Origin of the sequence: Pseudomonas sp. PDM10 (genome assembly GCF_014852295.1) — a bacterium.
Classification (GTDB): Bacteria; Pseudomonadota; Gammaproteobacteria; order Pseudomonadales; family Pseudomonadaceae; genus Aquipseudomonas.
Genome location: NZ_JACVBJ010000001.1, coordinates 678,162 through 700,369 on the forward strand (window position 1 = coordinate 678,162; position 22,208 = coordinate 700,369).

18 protein-coding genes are annotated in these 22,208 nt (G+C 59.4%); all 18 read left to right on the forward strand.

Going from position 1 to position 22,208, the window contains the following annotated elements; genetic code table 11:
• Window positions 1–66 precede the first annotated feature (66 nt).
• Window positions 67–3,663: a glycosyltransferase gene (locus IB252_RS03220; RefSeq protein WP_192406738.1), complete on the forward strand. Its 3,597-nt coding sequence runs from the start codon at window positions 67–69 to the stop codon at window positions 3,661–3,663.
• 272 nt (window positions 3,664–3,935) lie between these two features.
• Window positions 3,936–4,709, forward strand: coding sequence for a glucose-1-phosphate cytidylyltransferase (gene rfbF / locus IB252_RS03225; RefSeq protein WP_192406740.1), 774 nt, complete (start codon window positions 3,936–3,938; stop codon window positions 4,707–4,709).
• Window positions 4,691–5,773, forward strand: coding sequence for a CDP-glucose 4,6-dehydratase (gene rfbG / locus IB252_RS03230; RefSeq protein ID WP_192406742.1), 1,083 nt, complete (start codon window positions 4,691–4,693; stop codon window positions 5,771–5,773). Before rfbF ends, rfbG begins: the two co-directional genes overlap by 19 nt.
• Window positions 5,770–6,330, forward strand: coding sequence for a dTDP-4-dehydrorhamnose 3,5-epimerase family protein (locus IB252_RS03235; RefSeq protein ID WP_192406744.1), 561 nt, complete (start codon window positions 5,770–5,772; stop codon window positions 6,328–6,330). Before rfbG ends, IB252_RS03235 begins: the two co-directional genes overlap by 4 nt.
• Window positions 6,327–7,553 carry a class I SAM-dependent methyltransferase gene (locus tag IB252_RS03240; protein WP_192406746.1) on the forward strand — a complete coding sequence of 409 codons (1,227 nt, stop codon included), beginning with the start codon at window positions 6,327–6,329 and terminating at the stop codon, window positions 7,551–7,553. The genes IB252_RS03235 and IB252_RS03240 overlap by 4 nt, the downstream gene beginning before the upstream one ends.
• Window positions 7,550–8,407, forward strand: a complete 858-nt coding sequence (locus tag IB252_RS03245) for an NAD-dependent epimerase/dehydratase family protein (RefSeq protein WP_192406748.1) — start codon at window positions 7,550–7,552, stop codon at window positions 8,405–8,407. The genes IB252_RS03240 and IB252_RS03245 overlap by 4 nt, the downstream gene beginning before the upstream one ends.
• On the forward strand, window positions 8,397–9,467 hold the full coding sequence (locus IB252_RS03250) for a class I SAM-dependent methyltransferase (RefSeq protein ID WP_192406750.1): 1,071 nt from the start codon (window positions 8,397–8,399) through the stop codon (window positions 9,465–9,467). Before IB252_RS03245 ends, IB252_RS03250 begins: the two co-directional genes overlap by 11 nt.
• 17 nt (window positions 9,468–9,484) lie before the next feature.
• Window positions 9,485–10,222 carry a cephalosporin hydroxylase family protein gene (locus IB252_RS03255; RefSeq protein WP_192406752.1) on the forward strand — a complete coding sequence of 246 codons (738 nt, stop codon included), beginning with the start codon at window positions 9,485–9,487 and terminating at the stop codon, window positions 10,220–10,222.
• A 56-nt stretch (window positions 10,223–10,278) separates the two neighbouring features.
• The gene (locus IB252_RS03260) at window positions 10,279–13,194 is read left to right on the forward strand and encodes a TIGR00180 family glycosyltransferase (RefSeq protein ID WP_192406754.1); all 2,916 of its coding nucleotides are present in this window, start codon (window positions 10,279–10,281) and stop codon (window positions 13,192–13,194) included.
• Between the two features lie 13 nt (window positions 13,195–13,207).
• Window positions 13,208–14,209 (forward strand): UDP-N-acetylglucosamine 4,6-dehydratase (inverting), encoded by a 1,002-nt coding sequence (gene pseB / locus IB252_RS03265; protein ID WP_192406763.1) that lies wholly within the window; start codon window positions 13,208–13,210, stop codon window positions 14,207–14,209.
• The gene (gene pseC / locus IB252_RS03270; protein WP_192406770.1) at window positions 14,206–15,363 is read left to right on the forward strand and encodes a UDP-4-amino-4,6-dideoxy-N-acetyl-beta-L-altrosamine transaminase; all 1,158 of its coding nucleotides are present in this window, start codon (window positions 14,206–14,208) and stop codon (window positions 15,361–15,363) included. The genes pseB and pseC overlap by 4 nt, the downstream gene beginning before the upstream one ends.
• Window positions 15,364–15,402: 39 nt before the next feature.
• The gene (locus tag IB252_RS03275) at window positions 15,403–16,023 is read left to right on the forward strand and encodes a pseudaminic acid biosynthesis-associated methylase (protein WP_192406772.1); all 621 of its coding nucleotides are present in this window, start codon (window positions 15,403–15,405) and stop codon (window positions 16,021–16,023) included.
• Window positions 16,020–16,727, forward strand: a complete 708-nt coding sequence (gene pseF / locus IB252_RS03280) for a pseudaminic acid cytidylyltransferase (RefSeq protein ID WP_192406774.1) — start codon at window positions 16,020–16,022, stop codon at window positions 16,725–16,727. Before IB252_RS03275 ends, pseF begins: the two co-directional genes overlap by 4 nt.
• Window positions 16,724–18,229 carry a UDP-2,4-diacetamido-2,4,6-trideoxy-beta-L-altropyranose hydrolase gene (gene pseG / locus IB252_RS03285; RefSeq protein WP_192406776.1) on the forward strand — a complete coding sequence of 502 codons (1,506 nt, stop codon included), beginning with the start codon at window positions 16,724–16,726 and terminating at the stop codon, window positions 18,227–18,229. Before pseF ends, pseG begins: the two co-directional genes overlap by 4 nt.
• On the forward strand, window positions 18,222–19,274 hold the full coding sequence (gene pseI / locus IB252_RS03290; RefSeq protein WP_192406778.1) for a pseudaminic acid synthase: 1,053 nt from the start codon (window positions 18,222–18,224) through the stop codon (window positions 19,272–19,274). Before pseG ends, pseI begins: the two co-directional genes overlap by 8 nt.
• Window positions 19,275–19,502: 228 nt before the next feature.
• The gene (locus IB252_RS03295) at window positions 19,503–20,429 is read left to right on the forward strand and encodes a ketoacyl-ACP synthase III (protein WP_123364537.1); all 927 of its coding nucleotides are present in this window, start codon (window positions 19,503–19,505) and stop codon (window positions 20,427–20,429) included.
• 83 nt (window positions 20,430–20,512) lie between these two features.
• The gene (locus IB252_RS03300; protein ID WP_192406780.1) at window positions 20,513–21,805 is read left to right on the forward strand and encodes a motility associated factor glycosyltransferase family protein; all 1,293 of its coding nucleotides are present in this window, start codon (window positions 20,513–20,515) and stop codon (window positions 21,803–21,805) included.
• A complete protein-coding gene (locus IB252_RS03305; RefSeq protein ID WP_192406782.1) occupies window positions 21,802–22,068 on the forward strand; it encodes a hypothetical protein in 267 nt (88 codons plus the stop codon). Before IB252_RS03300 ends, IB252_RS03305 begins: the two co-directional genes overlap by 4 nt.
• The last annotated feature ends 140 nt before the right edge of the window (window positions 22,069–22,208 follow it).

Here is a 22,208-nt window from a genome sequence, read left to right on the forward strand (position 1 = left end):
CGTCTTTTTTCGCGGTTTCAGAGGGCTCGCTGTTCTGAGCGGGTTCCTGCCGCATGTGAGCCCGCCGTGAATTCACTTCCTCTTGTCAGTATTGTCATCCCTGCCTTCAATCCGCGCTTTTTCGACCAGGCATTGCGCAGTGCCGTCGGTCAGAGTTATGGCAATGTCGAGATCATCGTCTGCGACGATAGCCGCGGCAATGACATCAAAGACGTGGTCGTGTCTGTGGTCGAGCAAACCGGTTGCGCGGTGCGTTATGTGCGCAATCCGCGGACACTGGGGATGGTTGGTAACCTGCAAGCCTGCCTGAAAGAGGCGCAGGGCGAGTTCATCAAGGTTCTTTGCGATGACGACCGCCTGTTCGGCGACTGTATCTTGCAACAGGCTCAAGCACTGATCGACCATCAGGATGTCACGCTCGTGTTGGCCCAGCGTTTGTTCTGGGATGCCGACGACTTGATCTTGCCTTCGCGCCTGGAAAACACCCCGTTTTCCCCTGAAAGCAGTTTGTTCAAGGGCGATGACATGCTGGCGATTTTCGAGGGCTTCCCGGTCAACATTTGTGGCGGGTTCAGCAACACTCTGTTCCGTCGCGCAGACGTGATGGAGTTGCTGCCAGCACTGACCCCGCTGGGCCACAGCTTTGTGGCGACCCTTGATTTTGCTTTGTATATATGCTTGCTGCGGCGGGGCAACCTACTCGTGTCCAATAACATTCTGAGTGTCGAGCGCCTGTACCCGGAGCGCTTGAGCGCGCAGCAAGCGATGAAGGACGCGGTCGAAGTGGAGCGCGAATGGCTGGTGCAAATGCTCAAGGTTCGCGGTGGTGAATCTGCCCCCGCACCGGGTTGGGTACGTTATGTGACGGTGGCCCAGGCTGACGAGTCGCCCCGGGTCTGGCAAGAGTTGGCCTTGAGCAGGGGCATGGGCACCAAACAGTCCACTCTGCGGTGGAATGTCGGCGCTACCAGTGAAAGTTTTTCACAGGTATACGCGCAATGGCTGGCGTGCCGCACGCTCTCCGACGTCCAGAAGACATTGCTGCCGGACACGTTGGCGGGCTGGCCGTGCACTCCCAAAATCGTGCCGATCATCATTGATGAACTCGGCAGCAGCTCGGCGCTGGAGCTCACATTACAGTCGCTCGCAGCGCAGCATTATGCACCTGAACTGACTCTGGTCCTGTCGTGTGCCTGTACCGAAGCTGAGCTGGATGAGCGGGTATTCCGCTTGCCGCTGCGAGATGACGGCTTCGAACAGATCAATGAACTGCTGCCACAACTGGAGGGCGCCAACTGGTTCTATTTGTTGCGTGCGGGCGATCGTCTGGTGGCGCCGGCTTTGCTCATGATGGCCGAGCAGATTGCCCTGTCGCCCACTTTGACGTGCCTGTACAGCGATGAAGGCAGCCTTCATCAGGGTGAGTCGGCAAAGCCGGCGTTCAAACCGGACTTCAACCTCGACCTCATGCGCAGCTACCCCTACGTGGGGCGAGCCCTGGCATTTGAGCGCGAGCGTTTTCTGGCGGTAGGCGGTTTCGATCCGGTGTTTTCGGCGCTGACTCCTCACGATGTGCTCTGGCGCATGGTCGAACATGCCGGCGCACAGGTCATCGGGCACATAGCCGAGGTGCTGCTGGAGTCGGCGTTTGACCTGTCCGAATGGTTGGCCCTGCCTGACGTGGTGGAGAATAGCCCGCGCCTGGTGGAGACCCACCTGCAACGCCTGGGCGTCGCCCACACGATTCGCCGCGGCAGTGCCAAGCTGCTGAATCGATTGGATTATCAGCATGAAGAGCGACCGTTGGTGTCGATCATCATTGTCACCAAAGACCAGACGGTCGCGTTGCAGCGTTGCGTCGAGAGCCTGCTGGAGAAGACTGCCTACGCCAACTACGAATTGTTGTTGGTCGACAATGGCAGCGAGAGTGCCGAGGCCCGTGCCTGGCTGAGCGGCATGGCGCAACTGGGCAGTGAACGAATTCGCGTGCTGGCGTACCCGCAACAGGGTAATGGCGCAGCGCTGCGTAATTTCGCCGTAGGGCAGGCCCATGGCGATTACGTTCTGCTGCTCAACCCTTACGCCGTCATCACCCAGGCTGACTGGCTGGACGAGCTGCTCAATCACGCGCAGCGGCCGGAAGTCGGAGTGGTCGGTGCGTTGCTGTTCAACCCGGACGGTCTGGTGTTGCACGCTGGGCTGATCCTCGGCTTGCAGGGGCCAGCCGGCGCCCAATTCTACGGCGTGTCTCAGCAGGGCGCCGGTTATATGTTCCGCTTGCAGGTGGCGCAGAACCTGAGTGCGGTAGGCGGCGATTGCCTGATGATCCGCAAGGCTGTGTTTGACGCTGTCGGCGGTCTGGATGAGCAGAGCCTGACCCAGGCCCTCAACGACGTAGATCTGTGCCTGCGAGTCGGTCACGCCGGGTATCTGGTGGTGTGGACACCTTATGCTAGGCTGGCGCTGGGGGCGCTACCGGCAGTGGTAATGTCAGACGAAGTACAGGCGTTGTGTGAACAAGAAAAGGAAGTGTTTTACAAACGCTGGTTGCCGCTGATTGCCCGCGATCCGGCCTATAACGTCAACCTGTCATTGAAAGGGTTGGGCAATACGAGTTACAGCCTTGAGCCAGGCCTTACCACCGGATGGAGCCCTTTTGTCAGCTCGCAGTTACCGAACGTACTCGTGCTGCCAGTCAATACGTCTGCCGTCGGCCACTATCGCTTGACGCAACCGATGATCGAGCTGGAAGCCGCGGGAAGGGCGCAAGGGCGTATTTGCTACAGCATGCCGCTGATTATTGAAGTCGAGCGCCAGTCACCTGACGTTATCGTGCTGCAGGGGCGGTATTTCGAAACCTCCCTTGCGGATATTCCGCCGCTGAAAACCTACTCCAATGCCCGGCGAATCTACGAGCTGGATGACTATGTGATTAACATTCCGCGCAAGAATGAGCACATCCGCAATATGCCGACCCGGGATGAGATGGAGAGCCTGGTACGGCGCGGCATCGGAATGTGCGACCGCGTAGTGGTGTCTACCCAGCCGCTGGCTGATGTGTTGTCGGACATGCACCACGACATTCGCGTCGTACCGAACATGCTGGCCAAACATCTGTGGACCAACATGAACAGCCAGCGCCGCACCTCGATAAAACCGCGAGTCGGCTGGGGCGGCGGCACCAGTCACCACGGTGACCTGGCGGTGATTGCTGATGTAGTCCGTGAATTGGCCAATGAAGTGGATTGGGTGTTTTTCGGCATGTGCCCGGATGACTTGCGCCCCTACATGCACGAATTCCACGGCGTCATCGGGCTGGACGTCTACCCGGCAAAACTGGCCAGTTTGAACCTGGACCTGGCCTTGGCTCCGCTGGAGTTTCATATCTTTAACGACTGCAAGAGTAACCTGCGTTTGTTGGAGTACGGAGCTTGCGGCTATCCGGTGATCTGCACCGATACCAAGGCATATCAGGGCTATTTGCCAGCCACCCGGATCAAGACCAATACCACCGATGAATGGCTGCAAGCCATCCGCATGCACCTGGCTGACCCGGACGCCAGCTATCGCATGGGCGATGAACTGCGTGAGGTTGTGTTGCGCGATTACGTATTGCGCGGCGATAACCTGCGGTACTGGGAGCATGGCTGGCTCGCCGATTGATCTTCATGCAACGAAAAAAGGCGACTTTGAGTCGCCTGTTTTTTCGTTGCGAATCCATGGCTTCCCGGCACTTTATGCTCGCTGCGCCACGCCCCCCCCCTCGATCGAAAGAGCTGGCGCGTTTCCTGCAAGACTCCCTCCATATCGCCATAAAACGAGCGTTGGCGGCATAGCCGGCAGTGCTCGCTGCGGCGCTGAGCGTTTTCTCCAGATGGCCTGCAAAAGCTTGATAAAGCTTGGCTGAGCCCTGTGACGAACAAGAGGGAAAGAGGATGAAGGCAGTTATTTTGGCGGGTGGCCTCGGCACGCGCATCAGCGAAGAGTCGCACCTCAAGCCTAAGCCGATGATCGAGATCGGCGGCAAGCCAATTCTCTGGCACATCATGAAGCAGTACTCCGCGCACGGAATCCACGATTTCGTGATTTGCCTTGGCTACAAGGGCTACGCGATCAAAGACTTCTTCGCCAACTACTTCCTGCACACCTCCGACGTCACCTTCGACATGTGCAACAACCGCATGGACGTTCATCAGAATTACAGCGAACCATGGCGCGTCACGCTCATCGATACCGGCGAAGAAACCATGACCGGCGGCCGTCTGCGCCGGGCCGCCCGCTATCTGGAAGGTGAGCAGGCGTTCTGCTTTACCTACGGCGATGGTGTCTCGGACCTCAACATCGGTGCTCTGGTGGATTTCCACCTGAACCACGGCAAACTGGCCACCGTGACAGCGGTACAGCCACCGGGACGCTACGGCGCTCTGGAGCGTGATGGTGACGCAGTATTGGGCTTCACCGAAAAGCCCCGCGGGGACGGCGGCTGGATCAACGGCGGTTTCTTCGTACTGTCGCCAAAGGTCCTGCCATACATCCCCGACGATCACACTTCCTGGGAAGCCGAACCGTTGGCGGCACTGGCAAGTGAACAACAGTTGCAGGCCTTTCAGCACGATGGCTTCTGGCACCCGATGGACACTCTGCGCGACAAGAACTACCTCGAAGCGCTGTGGCAGAGCGGGGAGGCCCCATGGAAGCAATGGGACTGAGCCCGGAATTCTGGCGCGGCAAACGCGTTCTACTGACCGGCCACACCGGGTTCAAGGGCAGTTGGCTGACCTTGTGGCTGCAAAGCCTGGGCGCGCAAGTCAGCGGTTTTGCCCTCGACCCGTCGACCGAACCGAGCCTGTTCGAACTGGCCCGGGTGCATGAGGGCATCAATGATCAGCGCGGCGATTTGCGTGACCTCGGCGCGCTGCTGGAACTGATCGCCGAAACGCAGCCGGAAATCGTCCTGCACCTGGCGGCCCAGCCACTGGTGCGCGAAGGCTATCGCGATCCGCTCGGGACCTATTCCAGCAACGTCATGGGCACCCTCAACCTGCTCGAAGCGATCCGTCAGGTCGGTGGCGTACGCGCCTGCGTGCTGGTGACCACCGACAAGGTTTACGCGAACAAGGAATGGCTGTGGCCCTACCGCGAAGACGAAGCCCTCGGCGGCCACGACCCTTACAGCAGCAGCAAGGCCTGCTGCGAGTTGCTGGCCCAGTCCTATGCCGCTTCGTTTTTCCCGGCCGAGCGCTATGCCGAACACGGTCTGGCGTTGGCCACGGCCCGGGCCGGCAATGTGCTGGGCGGTGGTGACTTCGCTCCAGAACGCTTGATCCCTGATGTGCTCAAGGCCTGGTCGGCGGATGAGCCGGTGACCCTGCGTTACCCGCAAGCCGTGCGCCCTTGGCAGCACGCTCTGGAACCGTTGGCCGGTTACCTGCAACTGGCCGCCGGTCTCTATGAAAAAGGTCCCGGGTTTGCCGGTGCCTGGAACTTTGGCCCGAGCGAAGCGGACATGTGCAGCGTCGGCGAAGTGGTCGAACTGCTCGCCAACCGCTGGCCACAAGCGCGCGGATTGCGCATCGAACCGAGCGATTTGCATGAGGCCGGTCTGTTGCGCCTCGACAGCAGCCGCGCCCGTCAACTGTTGGCCTGGGAACCGCGCTGGTCGTTGCAGCAGTGCCTGACCCATACCCTCGATTGGCACCTGGCCTGGCAAAACGGCGACGACATGCGCGCCATCACGTTGGCCCAGTTGAACCTGTACCGAGGCGCGCTGTGAGTGAGTTTCTGTTGAAGTCATTGCCGCTGGCCGGACTGTTCAGCGTGCAGCACAAACGCTTTGAAGATGAGCGTGGGCACTTTGCGCGACTGTTCTGCGAAGGCAGCCTGAGCGCCTTCGGCCAGCTGTTTCATATCCACCAGATCAACCATTCCTGCACCCGTGAGCGGGGCAGTGTGCGGGGTCTGCATTATCAGAACGCCAGCGCACCGGAAGCCAAATTGATCACGTGTCTGCGCGGTGAGGTCTGGGACGTGGCGGTGGATTTACGCCCGGACTCGGAGACCTTTCTGCACTGGCACGCCGAACACCTGCGGGCCGGCGACGGTCGCAGCTTGTTGATCCCGGCCGGTTTTGCCCATGGTTTCCAGTCCCTCACCGATGACGCCGAATTGCTTTACCTGCACAGCGCTGATTACACGCCTGCGCATGAGGGCGGTTTGTCGGTGAACGATCCACGGCTGGCGATTGCCTGGCCGTTGCCTGTCAATAATCTGTCGGCCAGGGATTCCAGCCATCCCGTGCTCGATGAACACTTCGCTGGAGTGCGTGTATGAACTGCCGTGGTTGCGCAACGCCGCTGGCCTTGCCGCTGATTGATCTGGGCACTTCGCCGCCGTCCAATGCTTATGTGCGCGCCGATCAGCTGGAGCAATCCGAGCAATGGGTGCCGCTGAAGGTTGCAGTGTGTCAGCAATGCTGGCTGGTGCAGACCGAGGATTACACCAGCGCCGACAGCCTGTTCGACGCCGAGTACGCCTACTTCAGTTCGTTTTCCAGCACCTGGCTGACCCATGCCGAGCGCTATGTGGGCGAGATGGTCGAGCGTTTCGGTCTGACGGCTGACAGCCGTGTGGTGGAAATCGCCGCGAACGACGGTTACTTGTTGCAGTACGTGGCCGGGCGCGGCATCCCTTGCCTGGGCGTCGAGCCGACCCGCAGCACCGCGCAAGCTGCACGGGGAAAAGGCCTGGAAATCCGCGAGCTGTTCTTCGGCCGCGATACCGCGTTGCAGCTGACAAACGAAGGCTGGGCCGCCGACCTGATGGCGGCCAACAACGTGTTGGCCCACGTGCCGGATATCAATGATTTCCTCTGCGGTTTCGCTACTTTGCTCAAGCCGACGGGCGTGGCGACATTTGAATTTCCGCAGTTGCTGACCCTGATGGCAGGGCAGCAATTCGACACGCTGTATCACGAGCACTATTCCTACCTGTCCCTGACCGCCGTGCAAACGCTGTGCGAGCGCAACGGTCTGGAAGTGTTCGATGTCAGTCAGCTCTCGACCCACGGCGGTTCGCTGCGCGTGTTCGTTCAGCGCGTCGACGGTGTGCGCCGCGAAGTCCTGCCAGCGGTTCAACTGCAACTGCAAGCGGAGCTCGATGCCGGTGTAAAAACCCCCGAGTACTACGCAACCCTCGCGCCCGCCGCCGAACGCATCAAGCACGAACTGCTGCGCTTCCTGTTGCAGGCCAAAGCCGACGGCAAGCGTGTGGTCGGGTACGGCGCCGCTGCCAAGGGCAACACCTTGCTCAACTACGCAGGGGTCAAACCGGACTTGCTGGCCTGGGTCGCCGATGCCAACCCGCACAAGCAGGGCAAGTACCTGCCGGGCAGTCGTATCCCGATCGTTTCGCCGGCGCAGATCGACATCGAGAAACCGGATTACGTGCTGGTCTTGCCGTGGAATTTGCTGCATGAAGTCAGTCAACAATTGGCCCAGGTGCGTCAGTGGGATGGCCGTTTCGTGATCGCCGTGCCCGAGTTGACCGTCCTGTGAAAGTGCTCGTGACCGGCGCCACCGGGTTTGTCGGCCGGCATCTGGTCGCGGCCTTGCTTGCTCGTGGTTGCGAAGTTCGCGCCGTGGCGCGCAACGCCGAGACCGCCGCGAGCATGCCGTGGATCAATGCGGTGGAGTTCATCGCCGCGGATATTCACGCCGCTGACCTGGACATCGCCAAGCTGACCACGGGTGTCGATGCCTTGGCGCATCTGGCCTGGCCGGGGTTGCCGAACTATCAGGCACTGTTCCATTTCGAGCACAACCTGATGGCTGACTACCGGTTCATCAAGGGCGCGGTCGAGGGGGGCGTGTCCCAGGTGCTGGTCACCGGAACCTGTTTCGAATACGGCATGCAGAGTGGGCCGCTCAGCGAGCAGACCGCGCCGCAGCCGAGCAATCCTTATGGGCTGGCAAAGAACACCTTGCGCGTGTTCCTCGAAAACTTGCAGCGCGAGAAGTCATTCACCCTGCAATGGGCGCGGCTGTTTTACCTGCACGGCAGCGGACAGAACCCCAATAGTTTGCTGGCAGCGCTGGATCGGGCGATCGATGCCGGCGACGAACGTTTCAACATGTCGGCCGGTGAGCAACTGCGCGATTACCTGGCCATCGAGACTGCCGCCGGTTATCTCACGGCGATCCTGCAACAGCGGGACTTCAATGGCGTGATCAATTGTTCCAGCGGCCAGCCGATATCGGTCAGAGCGCTGGTCGAGCAGCGGCTGCATGAACGTGACGCATCGATCAGTTTGAACCTCGGTCACTACCCATACCCGACCCATGAACCGATGGCGTTCTGGGGCGTGGCGGACCGCTTGCAACAGCTACTGGGAGCAGAGCATGAGGCATGAGTTGTATCGGGTCGCCGACCTTCCGGTGTTGCAGAATCGCACCTTCGCCGACCCGCAATCGGCCAGGGCTTCGGCCTCGGCCGACATGGTGTTGGTACAGGATGAGCAGAGCGGGTTGATCTTCAACCAGGCCTTCGATGCCGACAAGCTCAGCTACGACGCCGACTACCAAAATGAGCAGGCGCATTCGGTCCAGTTTCAGAAGCACCTGAGCGATGTCGAAGGCATTATTGCCCGCCACTTCAAGGGCCAGGAATTGATCGAAGTCGGCTGCGGCAAAGGCTACTTTCTCGAACTCCTGAAAGGTCAGGGCTATGCCATCACCGGCATCGACCCGGCCTACGAAGGCGACAATGTCGACGTGATCAAGGCCCCGTTCACGCGCGGGCTGGGTCTGGCGGCGGACGCCATCGTGCTGCGCCATGTGCTCGAACACATTCAGGATCCGGTGAGCTTTCTTGCCGAGATCGCCGAGGCCAATCAGGGCGGGCAGATCTACATCGAAGTGCCGTGCTTCGACTGGATTCTCGAGCACCGCGCCTGGTTCGACCTGTTCTACGAGCACGTCAATTACTTCCGTCTCGATGACCTGCGCCGGATGTTCGGCACCGTGCAGGAGGCCGGTTACCTGTTCGGTGGCCAATACCTGTACATCGTTGCGGATCTTTCGACCTTGCGCCTGACCCCGGAACACCCGGTGCCGCGCCTGGACCTGCCCGAAGGTTTCACCCGTAGCCTTGAACGTGCGGTGCAGATTATTCAGGCCGACCCCGAACAAGGTTCGGCGATCTGGGGGGCATCGTCCAAAGGCGTGATCTATTCACTGTTCCTGCAACGGGCCGGTGTGGCAGTGGACCGCGTGGTGGATATCAATCCGGCCAAGCAGGGCCGTTATCTGCCGCTGAGCGGTGTGCGGGTGTCCTCTCCACAAGAGGCCATGGAGGCTCTGCCCGAAGGCGCCAATCTGTTTGTGATGAACTCCAACTACCTCGAAGAGATCAAGCGGATGACTGGTGGACGCTACGTCTATCACGCCGTCGACAACGCTTCGTTCCAGTGACCATTGAGAATTTTGAAATGACCGACAACAGCATCAACAAAGCCTTCGAAGCCGAATGCCAGGCAGAAATCGCGCGTCAGGGCGATGACCAGAAACTCACCGGCCTGGCCCGGGATTTTTTCAATGAATCGGCCAGGCACAAATACAGCTACCACTTCTCGTGGATGGGCCGTCCGATCATCCAGTTGCCGCAAGACATGATGGCCATGCAAGAGATCATCTGGCAGGTCAAACCGGACCTGGTGATCGAATGCGGTATCGCCCATGGCGGTTCGATCATCTACTACGCATCGTTGCTGGAGCTGCAAGGCCACGGCGAAGTGCTGGGCATCGATCTCGACATTCGTGCGCACAACCGCGAAGCCATCGAGAGCCACCCGATGAGCAAGCGCATTTCGATGATCGAGGGTTCGAGCATCGACCCGGCCATCGCCGCCAAAGTGCGCGCTGCGGCCGAAGGCAAGAAAGTCATTCTGGTGCTGGACTCCAACCACACCCACGACCACGTGCTTGAAGAATTGCGTCTCTATGCGCCACTGGTTTCGGTGGACAGCTACTGCGTGGTGATGGACACCGTGGTTGAAGACATGCCGGCCGACTTCTTCCCGGATCGTCCATGGGGCCCGGGCGACAACCCGAAGACTGCGGTATGGAAGTACCTGGAAGAGAACAAGGACTTCGAAATTGACCAGCCACTGCAAAACAAGCTGCTGATCACCGTGGCGCCGGACGGCTACCTACGTCGCGTTCGTTAATTTCGGCACATCATTGAAGCGTTAATCAGGCATTTCGCCGTTTGTGGGGAGAAGTTATGCAAGGCAAGTACGTTTCCGAGTACACATTGCCACTCAATGAATTGCTGACGGTGGTGTTGATTTCCCACAACCGTCCGGCTTTTTTGCGTAGGGCGATCAAGTATTACAGCACCTTGGGTTGCAAGGTCCTGGTGCTCGATTCCGCTGCCGAGCCTCTCCAGAGCGAGTTCTTTGAGGCGGACTACCAGCACGTGCCGCAGTTTGCCTACGACGGCTTCCAGGCCAAACTGGCCTATGGCGTGGAGCAAGTGACCACGCCTTACATGGTGCTGGCGGCCGACGATGATTTCATTGTGCACGATGCGTTGTCCCAGTCGGTAGGCTTCCTAGAGGAAAACCACGACTACGGCATGTGCCACGGTTATTGCCTGATGTACCTGGCCTTGCGCGGCAGCGTGAGTTACTTCCGCCGCGACAAGAAAGTCAACGAGGACTATTCCTCCGATCGACCTCAGGATCGCGTGGTGGACTACATGCGCCATTACGTGCCGCCGTTTTATGCGGTAACGCGCACCTCGCTGATGAAATCCTGGTATTCGCTGTTGCCGCCGGGCACCAGCTTTCAGTGGCAGGAAATCGGTCACGTGTACTACATGCTGGCGAGCGCCAAGGCCCGTATCCTGCCGATCGCTTACGTGGTGCGCGAGATCAATTACGGTCACTCCGAGCACAGCACCGAGGTGTATCACTCGCTGGCCTATAACGACGCCAAATCGGTGGCTGAGCGCGAAGCGTTTGCCGAACTCCTGGCCTCGTTGCCCACCGGGATCAAGGGGCTTGACGCCGAACAGGGCAAGGCGTTTGCCCTGGAGAGTTTCGCAGCCATGACCGACGCCCTGGTCACGGGACGGTCGCTGACCGCAGAGCTGATCTTCGAGTCCACCTGGAACCAGGCCCTCAAGGCCCCGGACCGTCGTTTCGGGCCTAAGCAGTACGTCGAAATGCCGTTCTACAATCCGGTGTTTTTCGACCTCCTGACCGAGTTTGAATTCATGCTACACGCCATGCCGGCCGGGCGTGTTCAATTGGAAGGTCTGGAAGGTGTGTGGACCCAGCAAGAGCACTTGCTGCGCGCACGCAACAACGACACCCCGGAAAGTGTGGTTGACCGTTTGTGGCAGGCTTACGACCGCAATGCGTTCAATCGCACCGTGGTCAAGCGTCTGGCAGCACAACTTGAACTGTTGGGCGAGGAAGACGAGGCACAGAGTATGCGTGACTGGATCGCGCGTCTTGAGGCGTTGTCGGTCGTGGATCATCACGCAACGTTTGACACCATGCAGTCGGGCCGTTTGCTCCAGTGGCTGGAACCGCGTCAGCCCGATGCACAGCAAACCGAGTCGATTGCCCGGTATCTGGCGGCCAACAACGGCGGCCCGCAGTTCGGCATTTTCCTGCTGGACCTGGACAACGACATTAACAAGTTACAGGTCACCCTCGACAGCTTGGTCGAAGGTCGCAGCAAGGCTTTTAAAATCGTCGTGTTCACTACGGGTGAACCACCCGCTGCGACCACCGCACAAAACACTTTGCACTTTGTCCGGGTCACGCCAAACAACTTTGTCGACAAGCTGAACCAGAGTGCCCGACAGTCACGGTGCGAGTGGCTGCTGTTGGCGGCGGCTGGCGATGAGTTCACCGCCAGCGGCTTGTTGCGCGCCAGCCTGGAGTTGATGTCTGCTGCGGATTGCCGCGCGGTGGCCACCGACGAAATCCAGCGCACCCCTGAAGGTTCGCTGGTGGATGTGTTCCGCCCAGGCTTTAACCTTGACCTGCTGCAAAGCCTTCCGGCCCTGATGGCCCGGCACTGGTTGATCCGTCGTGACGTGCTGATCGATGTGGGTGGCTATGAGGCCGACTTCAGCAAAGCCCTGGAATTCGACCTGCTGCTACGCATCATCGAGCAGGGCGGCCTCGGCGGTCTGGCCCACCTCGACGAGCCGTTGCTGATTTCCCAGGCTCCGGTTCTGGAAGAAAACGCCCATGAACGTCAGGCGTTGCTGCGTCATTTGGGCAACCGTGGCTACAAGGCCATGATCACTTCTGAGGTGCCGGGCACTTATCAGGTTGATTACCGTCACTCCGAGCGCCCGATGGTGTCGATCATCGTGCCCGCTGGGGATGATCTGCTGGCGCTGCGGCGCTGCCTGGAAGGGATTCTGCTCAAAACCCGTTACACCCGCTATGAAGTGCTGATTGCGGCAAATCCGAATCAATCGGTCGCTGTCAACGATTGGCTGGGCATGTTGCAGAACGCCAAGGTGGGGGTGTTGTATGCCGATCAGCCGCTGGGCGAAGTGGCGTTGTACAACGCCGCCAGCCAAGAGGCGCAGGGCGAGTACCTAGTGCTGATGGCGACTGAGGCAGAAGTGGTCCATCCGAACTGGATCGAATTGCTGCTCAACCACGCCCAGCGTCCGGAAGTGGGCATCGTCGGTGCCAAGCTGGTGGGTCGCGACGGCAAAGTCTCCCACGCCGGGCTGATTCTTGGGCTCAATGGCAGTGTCGGTTCGCCCTTCATTGGCGAGCGCCACGATGCCAGCGTGTATATGCAACGTTTGGTCGTAGAGCAGAACTACTCGGCCGTGTCGAAGGGGTGCCTGATGGTGCGCAAAGCACTCTTCGACGCGCTGGGTGGCCTGGACAGCGAGGCGTTCGCCGAAGGTTTCAGCGACGTCGACCTGTGCCTCAAGGCTGGTCAGGCTGGTTACCTGACCGTGTGGACGCCGCAGGTGCAAGTTCTTCATTGCAGCAATGTGCCTCAAGCGCCGCAGGCCCTTGAAACCTTGCGTGAAAAGTGGAGCGCAGCCTTTGCGCACGACTCGGCCTATAACGCCAATCTGTCGCTGACGGGCAAGGGGTTCTCCCTGGGCGAAAGTACTCCGATCAACTGGGCAAAGCTGATTGCCTAAAAGGATTCACGGCATGTTCAACGGTAAATCGATTTTTATCTCGGGCGGCACCGGTTCGTTCGGGCGCAATTTCATCCGCCGCTTGCTGGAGCAATACCAGCCCAAGCGCGTGGTAGTGTTCTCGCGCGACGAACTCAAGCAGTACGAAATGCAGCAGACGTTCAACGCACCGTGCATGCGCTATTTTCTTGGAGATGTGCGCGATGCCGAACGTTTGCGCCAGGCCATGCGCGGCATCGATTACGTGGTGCATGCCGCGGCTCTGAAACAAGTGCCCGCCGCCGAGTACAACCCGACCGAATGCATTCGTACCAATGTTAATGGCGCGGAAAACATCATTGCGGCGGCGATCGATAATGGTGTCAAGCAGGTGGTCGCGCTGTCCACCGACAAAGCGGCCAGCCCGATCAACCTGTACGGTGCGACCAAGCTGCTGTCGGACAAACTGTTCGTGGCCGCCAACAACATTGCCGGCGAACAGCAGACCCGGTTTGCCGTGGTGCGCTATGGCAACGTTGCCGGTTCACGAGGCTCGGTAGTGCCGTTCTTCAGCAAGCTGATTGCCGAAGGTGCGACAGAGCTGCCGATCACCGACGAGCGCATGACACGCTTCTGGATCACCCTCGATCACGGCGTGCAGTTCGTGCTCGACAGCTTTGCCCGGATGCATGGCGGTGAAGTGTTCGTTCCCAAGATCCCGTCGATTCGCATTGTCGATCTGGCGCTGGGCATGGCCGATCACTTGCCGCACAAACACGTGGGGATTCGTCCGGGAGAAAAACTCCATGAACTGATGGTGCCGCTGGATGATGCGCGCATGACCCTGGAATTCACCGATCACTACACGATCCAGCCGTCGATCCGCTTCACCAGCGTCGACGTGGATTTTGCCGTGGATAAATTGGGCGAACAGGGCAGGCCGGTGAGCGAAGATTTCGAATACCGCTCTGACACCAATCCGCATTTCCTGTCGCTCGGCCAGATCGTCGATCTGCATGCGGAACTGTCGGCATGATTCCCTATGGCCGACAGAGTCTTGATCAGGCGGACATTGACGCGGTAGTGGCCGTGTTGCAGTCCGAGTGGCTGACCCAGGGGCCGACCATCGAGCGTTTTGAGCAGGCCATGGCCGAGCGTTGCCAGGCTGATTTCGCGGTGGCGGTGTGTAATGCCACGGCAGCATTACACATCGCTTGCCTGGCGGCCGGGCTCGGGCCGGGTGACCGTTTGTGGACCACGCCAAACACCTTTCTGGCCTCGGCTAATTGCGGTCGTTATTGCGGTGCCGAGGTGGACTTCGTCGATATCGACCCATTGACCTGGAACCTCGATGCCTACGCCCTGAAAGCCAAGCTGGAAGCGGCGGAGGACAACGGCACGCTACCCAAAGTCCTGGTGGCGGTGGCCTTCTCCGGGCAGAGCTGCGATATGCGGATGATCGCCGAACTGGCCGAGCGTTATGGTTTCACGATCATTGAAGACGCCTCTCACGCGGTCGGTGCGACCTATGCCGGGCGGCCGGTGGGCTGCGGTGATTTCGCGGCGATGACGGTGTTCAGTTTTCATCCGGTGAAAATCATCACCAGTGCCGAAGGTGGCATGGTGCTGACCAATCGTCGGGACCTGGCCGAGCGCCTGCAACGTTTGCGCAGCCACGGCATGACCCGCGACCCCGGGCAAATGACCGAACCCAGCCACGGCCCCTGGTATTACCAGCAGATTGAACTGGGCTTCAATTACCGCATTACCGACCTGCAGGCCGCTCTCGGTTTGTCGCAGTTGAACAAGCTGAATGCCTTCATCGAACGCCGGCGTGAACTGGCAGCGCGTTATGAGCGCTTGCTGGCGTACTTGCCGCTGACCTTGCCCAGCCCTCAGCCAGAGGCGGAATCGGCGTGGCATCTGTATGTAGTGCGCCTGCAACTCGATCGAATCAACCTCAGCCATCGACAGGTGTTCGAGGGTTTGCGAGCTGCCGGTGTGGGTGTGAATGTGCACTATATCCCGCTGCACTTGCAGCCGTACTACCGTGACCTGGGGTTTGCCGAGGGTGACTTTCCGCAGGCTGAGCGTTACTACGCCGAGGCCATCAGCCTGCCCCTGTATCCATTGCTCAGCGATGAACATCAGGACTACGTGGTCGAGCAACTGCGGCGGCTGACCGAATGAATGCTCCCACAGGTGCGGTGCTTGAAATGAGAGTGTGCGATGCGTGAACTGAGTGAGCAGGAAAAATTCTGGCAAGGAGATTTCGGTAACCAATACGTCGACCGCAATGTCGGGCAAGCACTGGTAGCCGCCAACCTCGCCTTGTTTGCCAAGGCATTGACGCGGGCCGGGCGAATTGAAAGCCTGGTAGAGCTAGGCACCAACGCAGGGAACAACTTGCAGGCATTGCATCAGTTGTTGCCCCAATGCGAATTGTTCGGCGTGGAAATCAATGCCAGCACGTGTGCCCAGGCGCAGGCACTGGGCATTGCGCAGATCTGGCACGGTTCGCTGTTCGATTTCCCCCGTGAACGCAGCTTTGACCTGACCCTGAGCAAAGGCGTACTGATTCATCTGGCGCCGGAGCTGTTGCCGGCGGCGTATGCGCAGCTGTATGAATTGAGTCAGCGTTATATTCTGATCGCCGAGTACTACAACCCGGCGCCTGTCGAAGTCTCGTATCGCGGTAACAGTGGCAAGTTGTTCAAACGTGATTTTGCCGGTGAAATGCTCGATCGTTATGATGACTTGCAGCTGGTGGATTATGGTTTCGGCTACCACCGCGACAGGCAATTCCCTGTGGATGACGTCACCTGGTTCCTTTTGGAAAAACGCCCTTGAACAGCGTCGCAATCATCCCGGCCCGCGGTGGCAGCAAACGCATACCGCGCAAGAATCTCAAGCCGTTCGACGGCGTGCCGATGATTGCCCGTTCGATTCGAACCGCCCTCGATTCGGGGCTGTTCGCCCAGGTGGTGGTCAGCACCGACGATGACGAAATCGCCGAACTGGCGCGGACTTACGGTGCGCAGGTGCCATTCATGCGGCCGGCGGTCTTGGCTGATGATTTCACCGGCACGGCGGCAGTGGTGGCCCATGCCCTCGAAGAACTGCATCGACAGGGCCACGATTTTGATTACGCCTGTTGCATCTATGCCACGGCACCGCTGTTGCAAACGCGATTTTTGCAACAGGGTCTGAACCTGTTGGCGCTGCATCCTACCAAGTCTTTTGCGTTCTCGGTGTGCGATTTCGGATTTCCGGTGCAGCGTGCCCTGACCCTTGATGATGAGGGCGCATTGACCGCGTTGTACCCGCAGTTTCGCGAGACACGCTCACAGGACCTGCCGCCGGCCTATCAGGATGCCGGGCAGTTCTATTGGGGCCGTAGCGACGCCTGGTTGCGCGGCGATGTGGTGTATTCGCCGCAAAGCCTGCCGGTGATTCTGCCTCGCTACCTGGTGCAAGACATCGATACCCCCGAAGACTGGACGCGCGCCGAGTACCTTTACGCTGCGTTGCAGGCGGGTGGTGAATTGCAATGAGAGTGCTGATTCGCGCCGATGCCTCGCCGATCATTGGCAGCGGTCATATTGCCCGCTGCCTGACCCTGGCCAGGGTTTTGCGCCAGCAGGGCGTGCACGTGGCGTTTGCCTGTCGCCGTTTGCCGGGCCATCGGCTCGAGAGTCTCGATGCCGAGGGTTTTGAAACCTTCGAGCTGCCGGATCGTTATCCCGAAGAAGACCCGCGACAGCCCATCGAAGCCATGTTGCCGTGGCAGGCGGATATTGCTGCGATGGGGCAAGCGCTGGACCACCACCCAGCCTTCGACTGGATCATTGTCGACCACTACGGCCTCGATCATCAGTGGCAGACCGCTGCCCGTCGCTGGGCGCCACGGATCGCGGCGGTGGACGATCTGGCGACGCGCACCTACAGCGTCGATTTGCTGCTCAACCAGAATCTCTCCGGTACGCCAGCGGCTTACGTTTCGTTGCTTAAGCCGAATTGCCAGACCTTGCTTGGCCCACACTTCGCCATGTTGCGCGAGGAGTTCTGCTGCCCGGCGATTGAAATCAAGCCTGAGGCCAGGCGTGTGCTGGTGAATTTCGGCGGTTTTGATGCAGCGATGCAGACCCATCACGCGATGCTGGCGCTGATGGACTTCGCTGAGCTGGAAGTCGATTTTGTGGCCGGTGCCGACAACCCGGCGTGGGACGCGATGCAAGCATTGGCGGTCGATCGTCCGAACTGGCGCTTGCAGCGTTTTGTCAGCGACTTTTACCGGTTGATGACCGAGGCCGATCTGTTTGTCGGTGCCGGTGGCGGGACCAGTTGGGAACGGGCCGCGATGGGGCTCCCGGCGATTTGCATTGCCGTGTCCAACAATCAACAAACCAACGGTGAGGTCATGGCCACCGCGGGCGCCCATGTGTTCCTCGGGGCGCGGGAGCAGGTCAGTGTCGAGCAACTGCGCCAGGCCATCGGTTTTGTCGCGGGCAATCAGGGCTTGCGTCAGAGCCTGGCCAAACGTTCCCGGCAGTTAGTCGATGGCCGTGGAGCGCAGCGGGTGGCGGCAGCGCTGGTCGGTGCGATGTTGCCGGTGCGCGAGGCGACTCTGGACGATGCACGATTGTTGTTCGAAGGGCGCAATGCCGAAGCTGTACGGCGTTGGTCGCTGGACAGCCGCATTATCGATTGGCCGTCACACCTGGCCTGGCTGGCGGCGAGTTTGAACAGCGAGCAGCGCTTGCTGTTGATCGCCGAGGCGGGCGATGGCCCGGTCGGTGTGTTGCGTTACGACCTTCATGGGGTGAATGCAGACGTCTCGATTTATCTGTTTGACGGCCGCTTTGGTCTGGGCTGGGGCAGGGCGCTGTTGGCGCGGGGCGAAGCCTTCGTGACCACCCACTGGCCGCAACTGCAGGCCATCACCGCTCAAGTGTTGCCGGCGAATCAGCCGTCGCTGAAGCTGTTTCGCGAAGCAGGATTTACCCAGCGTGCTTGCGCGTTCACGCGCATATTGAAGGATCACCGCAATGACTAGCTTCAAGATTGGCAATCGTTCCATCGGTGCCGATGCGCCGCCGTTCATCATCGCCGAGATGAGTGGCAACCATAACCAGTCCCTTGATGTGGCGCTGCAGATCGTCGAAGCCGCGGCCAAGGCCGGAGCGCATGCCCTGAAGCTGCAAACCTACACCGCCGAGACCATGACCCTGGACCTGTCCGAAGGTGAGTTCTTCATCAAGGACCCTAACAGTCTCTGGGCCGGTTCTTCGCTGTACGCGTTGTACGAGAAGGCCCATACACCGTGGGAATGGCACGCGCCAATTTTCGCCCGGGCCAAAGAACTGGGCATGCTCGCGTTCTCCACACCGTTCGATGACACCGCAGTGGACTTCCTCGAAAGCCTCGACGTACCGGCCTACAAGATCGCCAGCTTCGAAAATACCGACCTGCCATTGATTCGTCGGGTCGCTGCGACCGGTAAGCCATTGATCATTTCTACCGGCATGGCCAGCATCGCTGAACTCGATGAAACCGTACGTGCTGCCCGCGAGGCCGGTTGCAAGGATCTGGTGTTGCTCAAGTGCACCAGTACTTACCCCGCGACGCCTGCCAACAGCAACGTGCGGACGATTCCTCACTTGCGTGAATTGTTTGGCTGCGAAGTTGGCCTGTCCGATCACTCCATGGGTGTGGGAGTGTCTGTCGCCGCGGTGGCACTGGGGGCGACGGTGGTGGAAAAACATTTCACCCTCGACCGTGCCGCGGGTGGTGTGGATGCCAGTTTCTCCCTCGAACCTGCGGAGCTGGCCAGCCTGGTGATTGAAACCGAGCGCGCCTGGCAGGCCATGGGCCATGTGCATTACGGCGTGACCGAAGCCGAGCGCAAGTCCCTGGTGTACCGTCGTTCGCTTTATGTGACTCAGGACATGGCTGCCGGTGAGCCCTTCACCGCCGCCAATCTGCGGGCGATTCGTCCCGGCCTTGGGCTGGCGCCTAAACACGCGGAAAGCCTGCTGGGCCGCCGCGCCCGCCAGGCCATCAAGCGTGGTACGCCGTTGGATTGGTCGTTGGTCGAATAACCTGTTGTGGGCTGATTCGGCAAAATAGAGTGACCTGCGAGTCATAACGCGCATCTTCACTGTATTGTATTAATCGGGGAGGTGGCGCCTGGTGTCTTTTTGACCCAGTGATAGCCTTTTATTCTTCCCGTCTGTCGCTCCCTCGGGGCGACATTTTTCTCTGTTTGTCGGCGCCCCTCGATTCCTTGCGAGCGGTGGTATTGGGCTGTTTATTATTGGGAAGCCGTAATGATTGGCATAAAGAGCATTGCGAGCTACGTTCCTGTAGCCGGCGTGGACAATTACGCACAAGGTGCAAAGTTCGAAAAGGATGAAGAATTCATCCTGGGCAAAATCGGTTCGGCCTTCCTGCCGCGTAAAGACGCCGGGCAGGAAACTTCGGACCTGTGTGTCGAAGCAGTCAATGCGCTGTTCGCCAACAATCCCGATTTGAACCGTGAATCCATCGACGTGCTGATCGTCGTCACTCAGAACGGCGACGAAGAAGGCCTGCCGCACACAGCGGCCATCGTTCAAGACAAACTCGGACTGCCGACCACGGTCGCCGCGTTTGATATTTCCCTGGGCTGCTCCGGCTATGTCTACGGAATCTATGCAATCAAGGGGTTCATGGAAGCCGCCGGCCTCAAGAATGGCCTGTTGGTGACTGCCGATCCGTACTCGAAAATCGTCGATCCGGAAGACCGCAACACCACCATGCTCTTCGGTGATGCGGCTACCGCCACCTGGATGGGCGAAGACGCGCCATGGCAGTTGGGCAAGGCCAAATTCGGCACTGACGGTTCCGGCGCACCGCACCTGAAGGTCACCGATGGCGTGTTCTACATGAACGGCCGTCAGGTGTTCAACTTTGCGTTGCTCAAAGTCCCGGCGCATTTGCATGAGCTGCTGGGCGACTCAGGCCTGACGGCCGACGATATCGATGCTTTCTGCATTCACCAGGGCAGTGCTGCGATTGTCGACGCGGTGGCACGACGCTTTGAAGGTGAGCCCGAGAAGTTCATCAAGGACATGGTCGAGACCGGCAACACGGTGTCATCGAGCATTCCGTTGCTGTTGGAAAAGCATGTCCTGGACTCCAGCTGGAAACGTGTTGCATTGAGCGGTTTCGGCGTTGGTCTGTCATGGGGTTCGGCGATCATCTATCGTCCTTGAACCACTAAAAGCCAGGCACAAAAAAAGCGTTCAAGGTGTAATCTTGAGCGCTATTTTTTTGCCTGTGAAAAGAGCGAGACAGCATGAGCGAAAGCTTTGACGAGAATGCTCGGGTGATAGAACGGCGCTGGCCAATGCTGTATACGAGATTGATGCTTGAAGATAGTGCGGCGATCCATGCCGAGTTGTCCGAGGGGCTGGTTTCTACGCTGAGTATTGGCGGCATTCAACTCACCAGTCGTCATGATCGTGTCCGTGAAGCCCGTGTGCAGGCGGCCAGTCTGCCAACGAGCAAGGCGCAACTGCATGTCTATGGCACAGGACTGGGTGACTTGCCGAATGTCCTGCTGGAGCGTGCCGAGCTTGAGCGGCTGTATATCCACATCCTCAACGGCGCCCTGTTTGTGTTGGTGTTGCAATTGCTCGACCAGCGGCAATGGCTCGACGATCCGCGCGTGGAACTGCTGTATGCCGGTGATCACACGGATATCTACACACCGTTTTTTGCGCTGCCCTCCGAGATGGTGCTGGCAGACGACTTCAACGCGAAGATTCGCGATCGTCTGGTCAGTGAGGTGCATCTGAGTTTCAACAACCGCGATTTCGATCCGCAATCCCCGTTGATTCTCCAGCGCTTGCAGGACAGCCTTGAAGTGCTGCTCGCCGACGACGATGTCGCGCAGTTATTCGGTACTTGCGCGGGTCAGGAAATCTATGTGATTGGCACCGGCCCTAGCCTGGAAGGGCATTTCGAGCAATTGGCCGCGATACGTGAACAGACACTGCGACCTCTGTTTATTTGTGTCGACACGGCTTATCGACCGTTGCGCGAACACGGGGTCAAGCCTGATCTAGTGGTGAGCATTGATCAGCGCATCAGCTTTCGACACTTGCCTTTCGAAGCGTCCGACGGCATCCCGCTGGTGTACTTGCCTATGAGTGACCCGCAGGTATTGAGCGCCTGGAAGGGCAAGCGTTATGGCGGTTACTCGGCCAGCCCGATCTATGCCACGTTGCGCCAACAGCACCCCAGGGCGGAACTGTACGTGGGCGGCAGCGTGATTCATCCGGCCGTGGATCTGGCAGTGAAAATGGGGGCGGGGTGCATCACCCTGTTCGGCGCCGACTTTGCGTTCCCGATGAACAAGACCCATGCGGGCTGGAGTGATGGTGACCTAGGGCCGGCGGTCAGTCAGGCCAGGCACTGGGTGCGCGACGGGCATGGGCGGCGGGTCAGGACGCAATTGAATTTTCGCAGTTATCTGTGTGAGTTGGAGCGCTACATCGTCGGTCACCCCGAGGTGCGCTTCTTTAACAGCAGTCGGGCCGGCGCGATGATTGCCGGCACGCAGTTCAATCAGGAGTTCGTACAGTGAGTGCGCTGTCGCAATGCGTCAACGAATGCCGCCAGTGTGCAGGGTTGTTTCGGCTGGGCCGCGATGTAGAGGCGGCGTTAACCATGGTTGATGTGTTCGACGAGGCGCAGCGACTGTTGTCGACGGCGTCCCGGGAGGTCCAGCAGCAGTGGGCGCAGGTGCTCACCCATATGCTGGCCTGTCAGGAGCGTCAGGATTGGCTGGGGCTGGCTGACTTCATGGAGTACGAACTGGTTGATTTGCTGGGAAACGTGCAGGTTTGAAGACCGGGTGACGGCTCTGTTTTGGGTGTTTGGGCGCCGGACGGTTTTATGACGTCATTTTTCGGGTGGTCAGGGGGCGCTAAGCCTTTGTTTTTTAGGGGGTGGCAGTGTGATGGCAATATTTTTTTAAAAAGCCCTCA